General features: G+C 62.4%; 18 protein-coding genes. 16 read left to right on the top strand and 2 right to left on the bottom strand.

Annotated elements, in window-relative coordinates; all coding sequences use genetic code 11:
- The first annotated feature begins 12 nt into the window (after window positions 1-12).
- From JWZ97_RS11590 to lipA, 5 genes are all read left to right on the top strand, one after another.
- On the top strand, window positions 13-801 hold the full coding sequence (locus tag JWZ97_RS11590) for a diguanylate cyclase domain-containing protein (RefSeq protein WP_205429214.1): 789 nt from the start codon (window positions 13-15) through the stop codon (window positions 799-801).
- Entirely contained in the window at window positions 798-3596 is a 2799-nt protein-coding gene (locus JWZ97_RS11585) for a class I adenylate cyclase (protein ID WP_205429206.1), read from the top strand. The genes JWZ97_RS11590 and JWZ97_RS11585 overlap by 4 nt, the downstream gene beginning before the upstream one ends.
- Window positions 3597-3672: 76 nt before the next feature.
- A complete protein-coding gene (locus JWZ97_RS11580; protein ID WP_240342327.1) occupies window positions 3673-4674 on the top strand; it encodes an FAD:protein FMN transferase in 1002 nt (333 codons plus the stop codon).
- Window positions 4675-4677: 3 nt separating this feature from the next.
- On the top strand, window positions 4678-5331 hold the full coding sequence (lipB, locus tag JWZ97_RS11575; protein WP_205429203.1) for a lipoyl(octanoyl) transferase LipB: 654 nt from the start codon (window positions 4678-4680) through the stop codon (window positions 5329-5331).
- Window positions 5328-6299, top strand: coding sequence for a lipoyl synthase (gene lipA / locus JWZ97_RS11570; protein WP_205429201.1), 972 nt, complete (start codon window positions 5328-5330; stop codon window positions 6297-6299). Before lipB ends, lipA begins: the two co-directional genes overlap by 4 nt.
- 52 nt (window positions 6300-6351) lie before the next feature.
- On the opposite strand, the gene JWZ97_RS11565 is transcribed toward lipA, so the two are convergent.
- The gene (locus JWZ97_RS11565) at window positions 6352-6660 is read right to left on the bottom strand and encodes a DUF6156 family protein (protein WP_205429192.1); all 309 of its coding nucleotides are present in this window, start codon (window positions 6658-6660) and stop codon (window positions 6352-6354) included.
- A gap of 123 nt (window positions 6661-6783) precedes the next feature.
- Window positions 6784-7116: a DUF4156 domain-containing protein gene (locus JWZ97_RS11560; RefSeq protein ID WP_205429190.1), complete on the bottom strand. Its 333-nt coding sequence runs from the start codon at window positions 7114-7116 to the stop codon at window positions 6784-6786.
- 291 nt (window positions 7117-7407) lie between these two features.
- On the opposite strand from JWZ97_RS11560, the gene JWZ97_RS11555 reads away from it, so the two are divergent.
- The 11 genes from JWZ97_RS11555 to pqqC all read left to right on the top strand — a co-directional run bounded on the left by JWZ97_RS11555 (window position 7408) and on the right by pqqC (window position 16759).
- The gene (locus JWZ97_RS11555; protein ID WP_205429188.1) at window positions 7408-9036 is read left to right on the top strand and encodes a CTP synthase; all 1629 of its coding nucleotides are present in this window, start codon (window positions 7408-7410) and stop codon (window positions 9034-9036) included.
- A gap of 2 nt (window positions 9037-9038) precedes the next feature.
- Entirely contained in the window at window positions 9039-9860 is an 822-nt protein-coding gene (gene kdsA, locus JWZ97_RS11550; protein WP_205429186.1) for a 3-deoxy-8-phosphooctulonate synthase, read from the top strand.
- A gap of 88 nt (window positions 9861-9948) precedes the next feature.
- Window positions 9949-11232, top strand: coding sequence for a phosphopyruvate hydratase (gene eno, locus JWZ97_RS11545; RefSeq protein ID WP_205429185.1), 1284 nt, complete (start codon window positions 9949-9951; stop codon window positions 11230-11232).
- A 24-nt stretch (window positions 11233-11256) separates the two neighbouring features.
- Window positions 11257-11760, top strand: a complete 504-nt coding sequence (gene ftsB / locus JWZ97_RS11540; RefSeq protein WP_205429183.1) for a cell division protein FtsB — start codon at window positions 11257-11259, stop codon at window positions 11758-11760.
- Window positions 11757-12464, top strand: a complete 708-nt coding sequence (ispD, locus tag JWZ97_RS11535; protein WP_205429181.1) for a 2-C-methyl-D-erythritol 4-phosphate cytidylyltransferase — start codon at window positions 11757-11759, stop codon at window positions 12462-12464. Before ftsB ends, ispD begins: the two co-directional genes overlap by 4 nt.
- On the top strand, window positions 12452-12928 hold the full coding sequence (ispF, locus tag JWZ97_RS11530) for a 2-C-methyl-D-erythritol 2,4-cyclodiphosphate synthase (protein ID WP_205429179.1): 477 nt from the start codon (window positions 12452-12454) through the stop codon (window positions 12926-12928). Before ispD ends, ispF begins: the two co-directional genes overlap by 13 nt.
- Complete coding sequence (truD, locus tag JWZ97_RS11525) at window positions 12925-13962, top strand: tRNA pseudouridine(13) synthase TruD (RefSeq protein ID WP_205429178.1); 1038 nt, start codon at window positions 12925-12927, stop codon at window positions 13960-13962. The genes ispF and truD overlap by 4 nt, the downstream gene beginning before the upstream one ends.
- Window positions 13962-14741: a molybdopterin-synthase adenylyltransferase MoeB gene (locus JWZ97_RS11520; RefSeq protein ID WP_205429176.1), complete on the top strand. Its 780-nt coding sequence runs from the start codon at window positions 13962-13964 to the stop codon at window positions 14739-14741. Before truD ends, JWZ97_RS11520 begins: the two co-directional genes overlap by 1 nt.
- A gap of 202 nt (window positions 14742-14943) precedes the next feature.
- Window positions 14944-15018, top strand: a complete 75-nt coding sequence (gene pqqA / locus JWZ97_RS11515; RefSeq protein ID WP_205434646.1) for a pyrroloquinoline quinone precursor peptide PqqA — start codon at window positions 14944-14946, stop codon at window positions 15016-15018.
- 88 nt (window positions 15019-15106) lie between these two features.
- Complete coding sequence (gene pqqB / locus JWZ97_RS11510) at window positions 15107-16021, top strand: pyrroloquinoline quinone biosynthesis protein PqqB (protein WP_205429175.1); 915 nt, start codon at window positions 15107-15109, stop codon at window positions 16019-16021.
- Between the two features lie 9 nt (window positions 16022-16030).
- Window positions 16031-16759: a pyrroloquinoline-quinone synthase PqqC gene (gene pqqC / locus JWZ97_RS11505; protein ID WP_205429173.1), complete on the top strand. Its 729-nt coding sequence runs from the start codon at window positions 16031-16033 to the stop codon at window positions 16757-16759.
- The last annotated feature ends 1 nt before the right edge of the window (window position 16760 follow it).

The following is a 16760-nucleotide window of genomic DNA, read 5'->3' as shown; positions in this document are numbered from 1 at the left end:
AACGATGACCTCATGCCGCAGCTTCCCTCCGCCGATCCCGAATTGATCCTGAATGTGCTCGATCAGGCGCCTCTCGGCGTGGTGCTGGTGCGCGCCCGACGCATACTCTGGCTCAACGAGCGCTTGGCTGAAACCTTGCGCGTAGCGCCCGATGCATTGGCCGGCAAGCAGCGGGAGGAACTGCCCGCAGGCCTCGCCAGCTTGTTGGACGAGCAGGCCGAGGAGTTGACCCTGACGCTGGCCGACGGAGCGCGCCGGCACTTGCGCCGCCGGCGGGTGATTTTGCCCGCGTGGGAGGCCGAGGTGTATTACTTCGACGACATCACCGACCTGCGCGCACTGGAGGCCGAACGCGAACGCCTGCAGATCCTCGTCGACACGCTGGACAATCGCGACGGGGAAACGGGCCTCAAGAACCGTAACGCTATTCTTCTGGCCCTGGAAAATCAGATCAGCCGCAGCCGTCGGTACGGCAACCCGTTTTCGGTCATCCGCCTGCGCCTCGTGCCGCCTGCGGGTCTCGCCGAACCCGGACAGGCCTTGGGCGAGATCAGTCGGGAGTTCAACAGCCAGTTGCGCTGGGCGGATGATATCGGACGTCTCGACGCGGAAACCTTGCTATTGATACTGCCGGAAACGACGCAGAGGGATGCCGAGGATCTGACCGTTAAATTGGGGCACGAGAGAGTGGCCTTGGCGAGCCGCGCCGAGGGTTGGTTCATCGACTTCGCCGTGACCGATTGGCGCCAGGGCGACGATGCCCGCAAACTGTTGGATCGGGTCTGCGCCTCCGACAAGTGAAGCTAGAGCCCCTGCGTCCCATCGTCTTCGGTCGGCCCGGCGAAGAGATCGGCAAGAAAGACCTTGCGGCCATCGTGCAGCGGTTCAAGAATCTGCACAAACTGCAGTTGCAGCGCATCCAGGCTCAGCTGTCGCAGCGCCAGCGCGATTTCCTGGAACTGTTGCCCTTGTTGCTCCACGTCAATCATCCCCTGCTGCCGGGTTATGTCGACAGCGAAACGCCGGCCGGCATTCCGGACTATCTGCCGTCGAGGCAAACCCTGCTGCGCGCGGCCCGCCTGTCGCGCAGTTTCGAATTCAAGCGTCGCGCCCTGCCGCATCATCCCATCCAGGGTTTGTTTCTGATGGGCAGCGTCGGCAGCATCGCCTATACGCGCAAGAGCGATCTCGACATCTGGCTGTGCCATGGAACCGAGCTCACCGGCGACGAGTTGGATGCCTTGCGCCGCAAGGCCCAGCTGCTGGAGCAGTGGGCCGAGACTTTGCAGCTCGAGGCGCATATATTTTTCATCGACCCGGTCGGCTTCCGTGCCGGCCACGGCGAGCCCATCTCCACCGAAAGCTGTGGCAGCATCCAGCACCACCTTTTGCTCGAAGAGTTCTATCGTACCAGCTTGTATCTGGCCGGCCGGGCTCCCGCCTGGTGGCTGGTTCCCCCCGAACAGGACCCGAGTTATACCGAATATCTGAGCCATTTGCTGGAAAAGCGCTTCGTCGCGGCCGGCGAGCTGATCGACTTCGGCGGACTGGAACACGTGGCGGCCGGTGAGTTTCTCGGCGGAACCTTGTGGCATCTTTACAAAGCCATAGGTTCGCCGCACAAATCCTTGCTCAAATTGCTGCTGATGGAGGTCTATGCCGGCGAATTCCCCCAGCCGGAATGGCTGTGCACCCGTCTGAAGAGCGCCGTGTATTCGGGCAGCGTCGAGCCGGCCGAACTGGATTCCTACATCCTGATGTACCGCAAGGTGGAAGCCTATCTGCGGCAGCGGCGCGAATACGACAGGCTGGAACTGGTGCAGCAATGCTTTTATCTGAAGATCAACGAAGTGCTCAGCGTGCCCGCGGTCAGTTCGGTGGAAAAACGTTATCGCCGCGATGTGCTGCAAGCGCTCATCGGCGCGTGGGGCTGGTCGCCGGCGCGCCTGCGCGAACTGGATGCGCAGCGGCGTTGCCGCATCGCCCAGGCATTGGAGGAGCATCGCCGCATCGGCAAGGAATTGACCCAGGGCTACCGAAACGTGAGCCAGTTCGCCCGCGAACACGGCCGCAGCATGCGTCTGGAAAACGACGAGATCATCCTGCTGGGGCGCCGGCTTTACGCGGCGATCGAACACAAGCCGGGCAAGGTCGAACAAATCAGCCAGGACATGTGGGAAGAACTGCTGCCCGAGGATCTTTGCCTGCAGGCGCATCCCGCGGCCGACGACGGCATAGGCTGGGAGTTGCGCACAGGCGGAAACGAGAACGCCGAACCGCTGGCGCGCGCGCGCAACTTGCTGGAAATCCTCGCCTGGCTGAGTCTGAACGGGTTTTACGGACACCGGAGCCGGCTCAGCCTGGAAAACGCCGCCGCCAGCAGTTTCGGGATGTTCGAATTGAAAAGCTGTATGTATGTCCTGGCGGATTTCCTGCGCCGTTATCTACGCGAGCAGGCAAGCCTGGATGCCTATGCCGCAGCACCCCGCATCGACGCGACGGCCTTGTTCATCAACCTGGAGGGGGGGGGGGATGGCGAGCGCCGGGATGGCCTGGTCATCACCAGCAACCGCTTCGATCCGCTCAGCTTCGGGTCGGGTCGGGTAAGCCTGGTTGCGACGGTCGACCATCTCAAACTGACTTCCTGGCAGGAATTGCTGGTCGAACGGCGCTATGGGCTGGACGGATTGTTCGACTGCTTTTGCGAGATATTGAACAAACGCGGACCGGGTAGCGAAGCGCCGGCCTTCGAATGCCACAGCTTCGGTTCATCTCGCTCGCAAAACATCGTGCTGCGCATCCGCGAACTGTTCGGCGACCTGACCGCCATCTTCATGCGCAAGCCGACGGCGCGCTATGTGGCGCGCGGCGGCGAGGCGTTCTACGTCTTCGAACGGCGCGACGGTTCGGTGCGTTACCGCATCGCCGCCGACCCGGCCGGCTTGATGGCCATGCTGGCCGAGCCGAACCCGGTTTTCGCGCCGGTAGAGTTCGACCGGCTCGCGCTGGAAAACTCCCCTCTGCCGGCCGTGTACGAGCACAACCAGGAAGGCGTTATCCAGATTTTCTGCCGGCCGGAAACCGCCGGCTGCGAGGTCTACATCCTGGACGAGCGCGGCAGCCTGTTTTTCCGCCTCCATCGCGGCGGCTCTCCTCAGCGGCTGTTTGCCGGCTATGCGCTGTTTTTCAGTGCCGTCCAGCGGCACACGGTGACGGCGGCCTGGGGTTTGGAGTTCTTCTTGCTGGAGGGCGGCCGCGGCAGCGAATGGCGGGCTCACGCCCTCGACGAAAGACCGGTATTGAGCGGGCGCCAGCTTCCTCTGCGTATTTTCGGCTCGGAAATAGAGCCGGGGCGTACCGCGTTCACGATACAGTGCGACGACCAGGAGTTTTCCTCCATGGAGTGGGGGGATCAGGTTTTCGCCCGCGCCGCCGAGCATATCCTGACGTTGCGCAAGGGGGGTGAACGCTACCCCATCCATGTGACCGATATCGATGCGCCGCCCGAGGTCCTCGGCGCGCCGGATATCGCCAGCCTGCAATCCGTCCATTTTCTGAACTACAAGCGCAAGGTGGAAGAAAGACTACAGGTCTGAGCTCCGCCGCATTCCATTTCTCCTTCCCCTCCTGTCCACGATGAAACCCAGATTACGCTTAACGTCGCTCGTATTCATGTCCATCCTGCTCGTCGCCTGCCAGCCGAACGGCGGAGAAACCGAACTGGCCGGTTCGGTGCAAGGCACGACCTACCACATCAAGTGGGCGCACGCGAACCCCGACCTCAAGATCGAGGACATCCGCAAAAACGTCGAAGACATCTTCGCCCGCATCGACGTCAAATTGTCCAACTGGCGCCAGGATTCGGAGATCTCCGCTCTGAACCGAGCCAAGACCACAGCCTGGCTGCCGGTTTCCCCGGAGATCGCCGAACTGATCGCCATCGCGCGGGTGGTGCACGAGAAATCCGCGGGTTGTTACGATTTGACCGTCAAGCCGATTTTCGACCTGTGGGGATTTTCGCGCCATGAAAACCGCGTGCCGACGGCGGAAGAAATCGCCGCGGTGTTGCCGCACATCGGTCTGGACAAGCTGGAGCTGGACGCGGAAAACCTGCGTATCCGCAAGCGGGATCCGGAACTGGCCATCGATCTTTCATCCATCGCCCAGGGGTATACGGTGGGCGCCGTCGCCCGTTATCTGGAAGGCTTGGGTATCCAGAATTACCTGGCGGAAATCGGCGGGGAAATGAAGGTGAAGGGCCGCAAGGCCAACGGCGACGAATGGCGGGTGGCCGTGGAAAAACCCACCCCGTTTACCCGCGAGGTGCAGAAGATTCTCTCCATCCACCAGCAAAACGGCGTGGCCATCATGACCTCGGGCACTTACCGCAATTTCTTCGAGCAGCAGGGCCATGTCTACTCCCACATCCTCGATCCCAAGACGGGGAAGCCGGTCACCCATCACCTGCTCTCCGACACCGTGCTACATGAAGACCCTACCTGGGCGGACGCGTGGTCGACCGCCTTGCTGTGCCTGGGGGAAGAGGAGGGCGCCCGGGTGGCGGAAGCGGAGAAATTGCGTGTGCTGTTCATTTCCGGTGAAAACGGCCAGCTCAAGGAGCGGCTCAGCAGCGAGTTGGAAAAGAATCCCGACGGCGCTCCGGCCGCCCCCTGAACGATGAAGTTGAACCTGCTCGACTTGGGACGGCGGGACTACCGGGAAACCTGGGAGGCCATGCGCGCCCATACCGACACGCGTGGCCCAGGCACCGAGGATGCGCTCTGGTTGGTGGAGCACGCGCCGGTGTATACCCTGGGCCGCAACGGCGACCCAGCGCATATCCTGGGGGCGAGCGCTATTCCCGTGGTCGAATCCGACCGGGGCGGTCAGGTGACCTACCATGGCCCCGGGCAGTTGGTGGTTTATACGCTGTTCGACCTGAGCCGGTTGGGCATCGGCGTGCGCACCCTGGTGAGCGGCCTGGAAAACGCCGTTATCCGCACCCTGGCCTGGTACGGCATACAAAGCGAGGCGCGGCGGGACGCCCCGGGCGTCTATGTGGACGGGCGCAAGATCGCCTCATTGGGTCTGCGGGTCCGGCGTGGATGCAGCTACCACGGCCTGGCCCTGAACGTGGATGCCGGTCTGGCCCCGTTCGCCGCCATCAATCCTTGCGGTTATCCGGGCTTGCAGGTCACCAGCCTGGCCGACCTCGCCGTCCCGGTGCGCGTGCACGAGGTCGCCATTCCCCTCATCGGGGCCATCGTGCAAGAATTCGGCTTTACCGGCGTGAGCCGGGCCGCTCCGATCACTCCCTTCGAGCCATCATGACCGACGCCTACATCGCTCCCTCCCGCCTCACGCCCGACAGCCACCAGCGCAAGCAGGACAAGCTGTCGCGCATCCCCATCAAGGTCGAGCAGCCCGCCGAAGCGCTGCGCAAGCCGAACTGGATACGCGTGAAAGCCGGAGCCAGCGAGGAAACCCTGCGCGTCAAACGCCTGCTGCGGGAGAACGGCTTGCACAGCGTCTGCGAAGAAGCGGCCTGCCCGAATCTGGGGGAGTGTTTCAGCCACGGCACGGCGACCTTCATGATCATGGGTGATCTTTGCACCCGGCGCTGTCCCTTCTGCGACGTGGCGCACGGCAGGCCCCAGCCGCTGGATGCGGACGAGCCGGCGCATCTCGCCGACGCCATCGCCCGCATGGGATTGCGCTACGTCGTCATCACCTCGGTCGACCGAGACGATCTGCGCGACGGCGGTGCCGGCCATTTCGCCGCCTGCATCCGCGCCATCCGCGCCGCCAGCCCGGCCACCCGGATCGAGGTCCTCACCCCGGACTTCCGCGGGCGCATGGATCTTGCCCTGGCGGCCCTGGCCGAGGCGCCGCCGGACGTGTTCAACCACAATCTGGAAACCGTACCCCGTTTGTACCGCCAGGCCCGGCCCGGCGCGGATTACCGGGAGTCGCTCGCGCTACTGCAGCGTTTCAGGACGGCCTTGCCCGAGGTGCCGACCAAGTCCGGGCTGATGCTGGGCCTGAGTGAGGAACTGGCGGAAGTGGAGCAGACGCTGCGCGACCTGCGTGAGCACGGCTGCGAGATGCTGACCCTGGGCCAATATCTCCAGCCCAGCCGCGACCACTTGCCGGTGGTCCGATACGTCACGCCGGAGGACTTCGAGCGCCTGGGCGAACTGGCCCGCGGCCTGGGCTTCAGCGCCGTCGCCAGTGGCCCGCTGGTGCGTTCCTCCTATCACGCCGACCTGCAGGCCGCCGAGGTGTTGACGGAGTTCTGACGGCAGCGTCGCGGCAGGCGCTGCGCCCATCGCTCCAGCGTGGCGACCGAACTCAGGCCGCCGTCTGCGGCCGTCCGTCCGGGCCGAAATCCAGCTGCGTGACTTCCCCTTCCGCGTCGGCGATCTCGGCCCACAACAGAGTATCGTCGTCGCGGTATTTATATCGATGCTGCATTTCGACTTCGCCGTAGACCATTTTTTGCAGGCCGGTCAGCCGCGATTTCTCGTCGAAATAGCCGCGGAAATAGGTGTTCCGGTTTTCAATTTGAGCTGGCTCCAGTTCGTTGAGCAGTTTGAGGGGCAGCTTGATACCGGTATAAGAGAGAAAATAACGGAGCAGTCCGGGTAGTTCGGCGGTCATGGAGCCTCCACGCGTCGGGGATCGAGTAGCCCGATGATGACATAAAGTCCATTGAAAATGCAGGGCCAATGGGGCGGGCCGGCTCCGGGATTTGCTGGCGGCGGAACGGGGCGTCGTGGTCGATCAAGGATTGATGCAGCGGTATACGCCGAACGGTTGCTCGCCGTCCACGACTTCGCCCTTCGCCACGATGGAATCGCCGCCCATGGCGCCGGCGTGGTTGCGCGCCAGACGCAGCAGTTCTTCGCGCACGTTGTCGCGCGAGCGGGCGATGAAGCCGACGGTCGCGGCGGTGGCTACGGTCACATTGCCGAGCGCCTTGCAGCGTCCGACTTCCTGTTGCGCGAGTATGCGCACTTTTTCGCCCTGGGGCTTGAGGTCGACGAAGGTGCAGCCGGCGAGGAATGCCGTCGCCACGAGTGCGGCCAACAGGGTAAGGCGGGGACTTGGGATCATCGCGGAGGTCTCCTTAGGATTTCGAAGACGCTTATGTTAGCGCCTGGATATCGGCTGGGGTAATTTGCCGCGGGCAGGAACACGGTGACTTGTACCCCACCCGTCGAGTAAAATGGGCGCGTTATCAGATTCTTGCGGGCCCCCGTTATCGCTCGGCCATGCTTGGGGCGAGGCGCCGGGTGCTCCCCGGTCGCCGGCAGGTTCGGACGACCAAGATGGCTCACTTACGACATCGAGCCAGCATCCCGGACGGGAGAGCCAACGCGTCGATTTAGCCTTTTCCGGATTTTCATGACCAAATACATATTCATCACCGGCGGGGTGGTTTCCTCGTTGGGCAAGGGTATTGCAGCATCGTCCCTGGCGGCCATACTCGAGGCGCGCGGGCTCAAGGTCACCATGACCAAGCTCGATCCTTACATCAACGTCGATCCCGGCACCATGAGCCCGTACCAGCACGGCGAGGTGTTCGTGACGGAGGACGGCGCCGAAACCGATTTGGACCTGGGGCACTACGAGCGCTTCCTGCGCACCACTATGCTCAAGGTGAATAGTTTCACCACCGGGCAGATTTACGAAAACGTCATCCGCAAGGAACGCCGGGGCGAATACCTGGGCGCCACCGTACAGGTGATTCCGCACATCACCGACGAGATCAAGCGGGTCATCAAGCTCGGCGCCGAAGGCTACGACGTGGCCTTGATCGAGATCGGCGGGACGGTCGGCGACATCGAGTCTCTGCCGTTCATGGAGGCGATCCGCCAGATGCGGGTGGACCTGGGCGAGGACAAGTCGCTGTTCATTCATCTTACCCTGGTGCCTTACATCGCCAGCGCCGGTGAACTGAAGACCAAGCCGACCCAGCATTCGGTCAAGGAGTTGCGGACCATAGGCATACAGCCGGACATCCTGATCTGCCGTTCCGAGAAGGCCATCCCGGCCAGCGAGCGGCGCAAGATCGCGCTGTTCACCAATGTACACGAAGACGCGGTCATTTCGGCGGTGGATGCCGATTCCATCTACCGCATTCCGATGTTGTTGCACGAGCAGGGGCTGGACAAGATCGTGGTGCGGAAACTGCGTCTGGACGTGCCGCCCGCCGATCTGCACGAGTGGCAGAGCGTGGTCGAGGCACTGGAGTCCCCCGAAGAGGAAATCACCATCGCCATGGTCGGCAAATACGTCAACCATTCCGATGCCTACAAGTCGTTGACCGAAGCTTTGATACACGCCGGCATCAAGACGCGCACCAAGGTCAAGGTCAAACTGATCGAGGCCGAAGAGGTCGAGGCCAAGGGCGTCGGCGTCTTGCAGGATGTGGATGCGATCCTGGTACCCGGCGGTTTCGGCAAGCGCGGTATCGAAGGCATGATCGCCAGCGTCAAGCATGCGCGCAAACAAAAGATTCCCTATCTCGGCATCTGCCTCGGCATGCAGGTGGCCGTCATCGAATACGCCCGCGACGTGGCGCAATTGGAAGGCGCCAATAGCACCGAGTTTCTGCCGAATACGCCGCACCCGGTCATCGCCTTGATCACCGAATGGCAGGATTCCTCGGGCCAGATCGAGCAGCGCAGCCAGGAGTCCGATCTGGGCGGCACCATGCGGCTGGGCGGGCAGCATTGCAAACTGGTGTCCGGCAGCCTGGCCGAGCAGGTTTACGGCAAGGACGTCATCGGCGAACGTCACCGCCACCGCTACGAGTTCAACAATCGTTATCTCGATGCCTTGCAGGAGGCCGGGCTCAGAGTGTCCGGCAAGACCCTGGATGGGCGCCTGGTCGAAGTGATCGAAATCCCCGACCACCCCTGGTTCCTGGCTTGCCAGTTCCACCCCGAATTCACCTCCACTCCGCGCGACGGCCACCCTCTGTTTACCGGGTTTGTGCGCGCGGCGCGTCAGCATAAGAAGGCAACCTAGTCATGAAGCTTTGCGGATTCGAAACCAGTCTGGAACAACCCTTGTTCCTCATCGCCGGCCCTTGCGTGATCGAAAGCGAGCAACTGGCGCTGGATACCGCCGGCGCGCTCAAGGAAATCACCGCGCGACTGGGCGTCAACTTCATCTACAAGTCGTCCTTCGACAAGGCCAACCGCTCCTCGCTGGACAGCTTTCGTGGACTAGGTCTGGAGGAGGGCTTGCGCATCCTGGAGAAGGTGAAGCAGACCCTAGGCGTGCCGGTGCTGACCGACGTGCACGAATACACGCCCTTGAACGAGGTGGCCGCAGTGGTCGATGTGCTGCAGACCCCGGCCTTTCTCTGTCGCCAGACCGATTTCATCCAGAATGCCGCCGCCACCGGCAAGCCCGTCAACATCAAGAAAGGCCAGTTCATGGCCCCCTGGGATATGAAGAACGTCGTCGCCAAGGCCAGGGCTACCGGTAACGAGCAGATCATGGTGTGCGAACGGGGTGTTTCGTTCGGCTACAACAATCTGGTGTCCGACATGCGTTCGCTGGTCGTGATGCGCGAAACCGGCTGTCCGGTGGTGTTCGACGCCACTCATTCGGTGCAGTTGCCGGGCGGGCAGGGCAACGTTTCCGGTGGACAGCGCGAGTTCGTGCCGACCCTGGCCAAGGCGGCCGTGGCGGTGGGCATCGCCGGCTTGTTCATGGAAACGCATCCCGATCCGGAAAAAGCCCTGAGCGACGGTCCCAACTCCTGGCCGCTGGATCGCCTGGAAGCCTTGCTGGAAACCCTGGTGACCCTGGATCGAACGGTCAAACGCTCCGATTTCCTGTAGGTCGGGTTAGCGTAGCGTAACCCGACGGTTCGGCTGGATAAACGCAGCTACGCAATTCTCGTCCATTCACTTTCATAAGGATGCAGGCATGAGCAAGATCATCGATATCCGGGCGCGCGAAGTCCTCGATTCGCGGGGTAATCCCACGGTCGCCGCTGAAGTCTTATTGGAAAGCGGCGCCACAGGCTCGGCCATGGTGCCGTCGGGCGCCTCCACCGGAACGCGCGAGGCCATCGAGTTGCGCGACGGCGACAAGTCTCGCTACCTCGGCAAGGGCGTGCTCAAGGCGGTCGAAAATGTCAGAAGCGAAATCCGTTCGGCCGTACTCGGTTGGGATGCCGACGATCAGGCCGGCCTGGATGCGCGTCTGATCGCGCTGGACGGCACCGACAACAAGGGCCGCCTCGGTGCCAATGCCTTGCTGGCCGTGTCCCTGGCCAATGCCCATGCGGCCGCGGCCGACGCCAAACAGCCCTTGTATGTCGCGCTCAACCGGGACGGCAGATTCGTCTTGCCGGTGCCAATGATGAACATCATCAACGGTGGCGCCCATGCCGACAACAACGTGGATTTGCAGGAGTTCATGATCCTGCCGGTCGGTGCGCCCAGCTTCCGCGAAGCGCTGCGCTACGGCACGGAAGTGTTCCACAACCTCAAGAAAGTCCTGCAAAGCCGAGGACTGGCCACCACAGTCGGCGACGAGGGCGGCTTCGCCCCCAATCTGTCGTCCAACGAAGAGGCGATAGGCGTCATCCTGGAGGCGATCGAAAAGGCCGGCTACACCCCCGGCAAAGACGTTTATCTGGGGCTGGACGTGGCCAGTTCCGAATTCTACGAGGACGGCGCCTATGTGCTGGCTTCCGAGAACAAGCGTTTCAATGCCGTGGAGTTCGCCGATTATCTGGCCGGCTGGGTGGGCAAATACCCCATCATCACCATCGAAGACGGCTTGGCCGAGGGCGACTGGGACGGCTGGAAATACCTGACCGAGCGGCTGGGCGGCAAGATCCAGCTGGTGGGCGACGACCTGTTCGTCACCAATCCGGCCATACTCAAGCAGGGCATCGACAAAGGCGTCGCCAATTCCATCCTCATCAAGGTGAATCAGATCGGCACGCTGAGCGAGACGCTGGAGGCCATCCGCCTGGCGCAGGCCGCTGGATACACCGCCGTGGTTTCGCACCGCTCGGGAGAGACCGAGGACACCACCATCGCCGATCTGGCCGTGGCTACCGGCGCCGGCCAGATCAAGACCGGCTCGCTCAGCCGTTCCGACCGCGTCGCCAAATACAATCGCCTGCTCAAGATCGAGGACGAGTTGGGCGACAAGGCGGTCTACGCCGGTCGCGACGCGTTCAAGCGGGCGCTGTAAGTTCGGCCGACCGTCATCGTCGGGGTGAATAAACTCACGGCATTTCTCGTGCTTTTGATCGGCCTGTTGCAGTTCAGGCTGTGGTTTGGCGACGGCAATCTCCTGGAGTTTCACCGGCTCAACGAACGCATAGAGGATCTCCGGCAGGAGGGCGACAAACGGCGCGAGCGTAATGCCGCCCTCGAAGCCGAGGTCATGGATCTCAAGCAGGGGCTGGATGCCGTGGAGGAGCGGGCGCGGCAGGATCTGGGGATGATCAAGGAGGGGGAGGTCTTCGTGCAGGTCATTGACGCGCACCATGAGGCCGCCACCCCGCCGCCCGCTCCCCCCGAAGCGGAAGCCAAGCCCGACGAGAACAAACCTAAACGGCAGCGCGCGCGCCGGGCCAGATCGGCCCGCGCCGAGCGGCCGATTCCCGAGGTCGAGCCCAAGCTTGTTGAGCCCGCCGAGGCGCCGGTCGAACAAGCGACAGAACCGTCTGAGTCCACGGAGCCGGTGGAACCGGCCGTGGACAGCGAAACCGAATGAGCAATCCGCATCCCGCCTATTGGGGCGTCGTCCCCGCCGCCGGCGTCGGCAAACGCATGGGCGCCGATTTACCCAAACAATATCTGCAGATAATCGGCAAGCCCGTACTGCAACACACGCTCGAACGCCTGTTGAGCGTGACGGAGTTGAGCGCCGTGGTGGTGGCCTTGGGACGCGAAGACGGCTATTGGCCCGATCTTCCTTTCGGGGAACACCCGCGCATCCTCACCGCCGAAGGCGGCAAGGAGCGGGCCGATTCCGTGCTGTCCGCTCTCGACCGGCTGCACGGCTTGGCCGCGGCCGACGATTGGGTGCTGGTGCATGACGCCGCACGCTTGTGCATCACGCGCGCCGACGTGCGCAAGCTGATCGAGACCTTACGGCACGACCCCGTCGGCGGCATTTTGGCCCTGCCTTCCAGCGATACGCTCAAGGGTGTCGAGAATGGCCTGATCGTCGACACGGTGGACCGCAACCACGTGTGGCGCGCGCTGACCCCGCAGATGTTCCGCTACCAGGCCTTGCGCAGCGCGCTGCGTGAGGCGGCCGAATTGGGCCTGACCGTTACCGACGAGGCCAGCGCGCTGGAGTTGAAGGGCGAGACCCCGCGCATCGTCGAGGGGCGGCCGGACAACATCAAGATCACCCGGCCGGAGGACCTGCCCCTGGCCGCTTTCTACCTGGAGCAGCAATGTTACGAATAGGCCAGGGCTACGATGCCCATAAATTCAAGGAGGGCGATCACATCGTCATCGGCGGCGTCACCATACCGTACGAGAAAGGCATGGCCGCCCACTCCGACGGCGACGTCGCCCTGCATGCGCTCTGTGACGCCTTGTTGGGCGCGGCGGCGCTGGGCGACATCGGCAAGCATTTTCCCGATACCGATGCGGCGTTCAAAGGCATCGACAGCCGCATACTGCTGCGCAGCGTACACGACAAGCTCGCCGGGCTGGGTTATGGCGTCGTCAACGTCGACGTCACCATCGTCGCCCAGGCACCCAAGATGGCGCCGCATATCCCGCAGATGCGGGAGTTCATCGCCGCCGATCTGCACGTCGAGTTGGACGCGGTCAATGTCAAGGCGACCACCACCGAGCGCATGGGCTTCGAAGGACGCGGCGAGGGCATTTCGTCCCTGGCCGTCGCCCTGCTGCAGAAACGATGAGCGACTGGCGCTTCGACTGGCCTTACGCATACGGCGGTCCCGCCGCGCGCGGGGTGATCAAGCAGGTGCCCGAGGATTTCTTCGTCGATGAAATCCTCGGATTCGAGCCTTGCGGCGAGGGCGAGCATGTCTTCCTGAAGATCGAAAAGCGCGGCGAAAACACGGACTACCTGGCCCGCCAGTTGGCCAAATATGCTGGATTGCCCGCCCGGGACGTGAGCTATGCCGGCCTGAAGGACCGCCACAGCCGCACCGTGCAATGGTTCAGCGCGCACATACCCGGCAAACGGGAAGTGGACTGGACGGGCTTCAATTCGGATACGGTGTCGGTGCTCGCGGCGGTGCGCCACAACCGCAAGCTGAAAAAGGGCGCGCTGAAGGGCAACCGCTTCGAGATCACGGTGCGCGAACTGGCTGGCGATACGGATTTGCTGGAGGAACGGCTGGCGCGGATCAAGGACTGCGGTCTTCCCAATTATTTCGGCCCGCAGCGTTTCGGCCACGAGGGCCGCAATATAGAAAAGGCCACCGCCCTTTTTGCGGGCGAGCTCAAGCTCCGCGATCGCCAACTGGAAGGCATTTATTTGTCGGCTGCGCGTTCCTATCTGTTCAATGCAGTACTTGCCCGACGGGTGGATGAGGGAACGTGGAACCGCGCCATCTCGGGCGACGTCTTCATGTTTTCCGATTCGCACAGCTTCTTCAAGGACGAGGTGACGGCGGAAATCGTGGCTCGTGTCGAGTCGCTGGCGCTTCATCCTTCCGGTCCGCTTGCCGGACGCGGCGAATCACCCGCCGACGCGGATGCCCTGACCATCGAACAAGCGGTTGCCGAGCGCTATCGGAGCCTGAGCGAAGGCTTGGCCCGTATCGGCATGGAGGTCTCGCGACGCCCCTTGCGCCTCACGGTGGACGATTTCGAATGGGCTCTGCTTCCCGAAAATGCCCTCCGCGTGGCCTTCATCTTGCCGGCCGGCGCCTATGCCACGGCCGTGCTGCGCGAGGCGATCGATTTCGGACCGGCCCTCGACTGATGGAAGACGAGCAACTGCTGCGCTACAGTCGCCAAATCATGCTGCCCCAGGTCGATATCGAGGGGCAGGAAAAGCTGTTGGCTGCGCATGCGTTGATCATCGGTTTGGGAGGACTGGGCTCGCCGGCGGCGATGTATCTGGCGGCGGCGGGGGTGGGGCATTTGGTGTTGAACGATTTCGATGCCGTCGATCTGTCCAATCTCCAGCGCCAGATCATCCACGACACGGGCAGCCTGGGGATCGGCAAGGCGGAGTCGGCACGCCGCAGCCTGGCGCGCATCAATCCCGAAATCCGCATCGACACGATAGTTCATGCCCTCGAGGGCAGGGGCTTGGAGGAGGCGGTCGCGGCCGCCGATGTGGTGCTCGACTGCTCCGACAACTTCGCCACGCGCTTCGCCGTCAATGCCGCTTGCGTGGCCACTTCCACGCCTCTGGTATCCGGTGCGGTCATCCGCTTCGAAGGGCAGCTTACCGTCTTTACTCCGGGACGGGACGAAAGCCCCTGCTATAACTGCCTCTATCCCGATCAGGGTGAGCTGGCTGAGAGCTGCGTGCGCAACGGCGTGATCGCGCCGCTGCCGGGCATCGTCGGTTCCATGCAGGCGTTGGAAGCCATCAAACTATTGTTGGGTATCGGCGAGACCTTGACTGGTCGCTTGCTTCTGCTCGATGCGCTCTCCATGGAATGGCGGAGCATGAAACTTCGTCGCAATCCGAGTTGTCCTACGTGCGGTCGTGAAATATCGAGCGGCGAGCGGGGAAAAATTCCTCTTTAGCGGGTTGGCGCTCGGCTATGTCGCAAGCGTCTCTTCAAGGTGTCATGTTTTGCCCGGAAAGCCCGGTTTTCGCGGGGTGCGGCGAGTCGTTCCCATTGGCGGGCGGGTTGTTGCGCCCTAAAAGACCCCGACGTATACTCTGCCGTGAGCTATCACTAGCGACCAAAAAAGCTTAACAACATTTTTACTGGAGGTAGACGATATGAAATGGGAAACTCCTAGCTACAACGACCTGCGTTTCGGCTTCGAAGTAACGATGTACATCTACAACCGTTAATTCGGGACCAGGTACGGAAACGGGGCTCACACCCAAGGGTGTGGCCCCGTTTTTCGTTAGGGCGGCGGGCAAACACTGACGGGTACAGATGAAGATTCGGGTATTGGGTGCGGGTGCGGGCGGCGGTTTCCCCCAGTGGAACTGCAACTGTCATAACTGTAAACGCCTGCGCGCCGGCGAGCTGCGCGGGACGCGCAGGACGCAGTCTTCCATCGCGGTGAGCAGCGATGGCCGCAACTGGCTGCTGTTCAACGCTTCACCGGATATACGCGCACAACTGGAAGCGTTTCCCGAGAGTCATCCGCGTACGGGTGTGCGTGACACCGGCATCAAGGCCATCCTGCTGATCGACAGCCAGATCGACCACACCACCGGCCTCCTGATGCTGCGCGAATCCACCAGCCCGCTGGAAATCTATTGCAGCGAAATGGTGAAGCAGGATCTGACCACCGGCTTTCCTCTGTTCACTATGCTGGAGCATTACTGCAAGGTGAGCCATCATCCGGTTCCGCTGAACGGCGAAGCTTTCACCATTCCCTCGATAGACGACCTGCGGATATATACCCATGCCTTGAAGAGCAAGGCGCCGCCGTATTCGCCCCATCGGCACGACCCGCATCCCGGCGACAATATCGGTGTGATCGTCGAGCAGATTTCTACCGGCCGTAAACTCTATTACGCGCCAGGTCTGGGTGAGATAGAGCCGCATGTATACGGGGCCATGCAGGCCGCTGACTGCGTACTGGTGGACGGAACCTTCTGGCAGCACGACGAGATGTCGCGCGCCGGCATTTGCGAGAAGCGGGCGCTGGAAATGGGCCACCTGCCGCAATCCGGCGAGGGCGGCATGATAGAAACCCTGAGTACCGTACCGGCAGGCCGAAAAATCCTGATCCACATCAATAACACCAACCCGATCCTGGATGAAGATACGCCGGAGCGGAAAACGCTGGAACAGGCCGGTATCGAAGTCGCCTTCGACGGCATGGAAATCACTCTGTAGGGGAGCGCCATGAGCACCGAACAACAGCCTTGGAGCCGGGACGAATTCGAAGCCCGACTGCGCGCCAAGGAAAAGTTTTATCACATTCAGCATCCTTATCATGTGCAGATGGCCGAGGGAAAACTTGACCGGGCCCAGATACAGGGCTGGGTGGCCAACCGTTTCTATTACCAGATCAAGATACCGGTGAAGGACGCCAACATCCTGGCCAATTGTCCGGACCGCGAAACTCGCCGCCAGTGGATACAGCGCATCCACGATCACGACGGTTGGGGCGAGGATGCCGGTGGTATCGAGGCCTGGACGCGGCTGGGCGAGGCGGTCGGGATACCGCGCGAGGAGCTCTGGTCGTTGCAGCACGTGCTGCCCGGCGTGAGATTCGCCGTCGATGCCTACGTCAATTTCGCCCGCAACGCGACCTGGCAGGAGGCGGCCTGCTCCTCGCTCACCGAAATGTTCGCACCCACCATCCACAAGCAGCGCTTGGCCGGCTGGCCGGACAAATATCCCTGGATCGAGGCGGAAGGCCTGGCTTATTTCCGCAAGCGCGTCAGTCAGGCGAGCCGCGATGTCGAGCATGGTCTGGCGATCACCCTGGATCATTTCAAGACCCGCGAGCAGCAGGAACGCGCCCTGGACATCCTGCAATTCAAGCTGGATATCCTGTGGACCCTGCTGGACGCGATGTGGTTGGCTTACGTCGACAAAAAGCCGCCTTATTTCAATGTCGCCGGATGAT

The sequence above is a fragment of the Methylococcus sp. EFPC2 genome (assembly GCF_016925495.1).
Taxonomy (GTDB): domain Bacteria; phylum Pseudomonadota; class Gammaproteobacteria; order Methylococcales; family Methylococcaceae; genus EFPC2.
Note: the sequence above shows the minus strand (reverse complement) of the source record. Positions and strands in the feature narration are given on the sequence as shown.

Excerpts from the sequence above, each read along its gene's own strand:
- JWZ97_RS11565 (WP_205429192.1), bottom strand. The coding sequence starts at position 6,660 with ATGACCGCCGAACTACCCGGACTGCTCCGTTATTTTCTCTCTTATACC.
- pqqC (WP_205429173.1), top strand. The coding sequence starts at position 16,031 with ATGAGCACCGAACAACAGCCTTGGAGCCGGGACGAATTCGAAGCCCGA.
- eno (WP_205429185.1), top strand. The coding sequence starts at position 9,949 with ATGAGCAAGATCATCGATATCCGGGCGCGCGAAGTCCTCGATTCGCGG.
- JWZ97_RS11590 (WP_205429214.1), top strand. The coding sequence starts at position 13 with ATGCCGCAGCTTCCCTCCGCCGATCCCGAATTGATCCTGAATGTGCTC.
- kdsA (WP_205429186.1), top strand. The coding sequence starts at position 9,039 with ATGAAGCTTTGCGGATTCGAAACCAGTCTGGAACAACCCTTGTTCCTC.
- pqqB (WP_205429175.1), top strand. The coding sequence starts at position 15,107 with ATGAAGATTCGGGTATTGGGTGCGGGTGCGGGCGGCGGTTTCCCCCAG.
- JWZ97_RS11555 (WP_205429188.1), top strand. The coding sequence starts at position 7,408 with ATGACCAAATACATATTCATCACCGGCGGGGTGGTTTCCTCGTTGGGC.
- JWZ97_RS11560 (WP_205429190.1), bottom strand. The coding sequence starts at position 7,116 with ATGATCCCAAGTCCCCGCCTTACCCTGTTGGCCGCACTCGTGGCGACG.
- JWZ97_RS11580 (WP_240342327.1), top strand. The coding sequence starts at position 3,673 with ATGTCCATCCTGCTCGTCGCCTGCCAGCCGAACGGCGGAGAAACCGAA.
- ispF (WP_205429179.1), top strand. The coding sequence starts at position 12,452 with ATGTTACGAATAGGCCAGGGCTACGATGCCCATAAATTCAAGGAGGGC.
- lipB (WP_205429203.1), top strand. The coding sequence starts at position 4,678 with ATGAAGTTGAACCTGCTCGACTTGGGACGGCGGGACTACCGGGAAACC.
- JWZ97_RS11520 (WP_205429176.1), top strand. The coding sequence starts at position 13,962 with ATGGAAGACGAGCAACTGCTGCGCTACAGTCGCCAAATCATGCTGCCC.
- lipA (WP_205429201.1), top strand. The coding sequence starts at position 5,328 with ATGACCGACGCCTACATCGCTCCCTCCCGCCTCACGCCCGACAGCCAC.
- ispD (WP_205429181.1), top strand. The coding sequence starts at position 11,757 with ATGAGCAATCCGCATCCCGCCTATTGGGGCGTCGTCCCCGCCGCCGGC.
- truD (WP_205429178.1), top strand. The coding sequence starts at position 12,925 with ATGAGCGACTGGCGCTTCGACTGGCCTTACGCATACGGCGGTCCCGCC.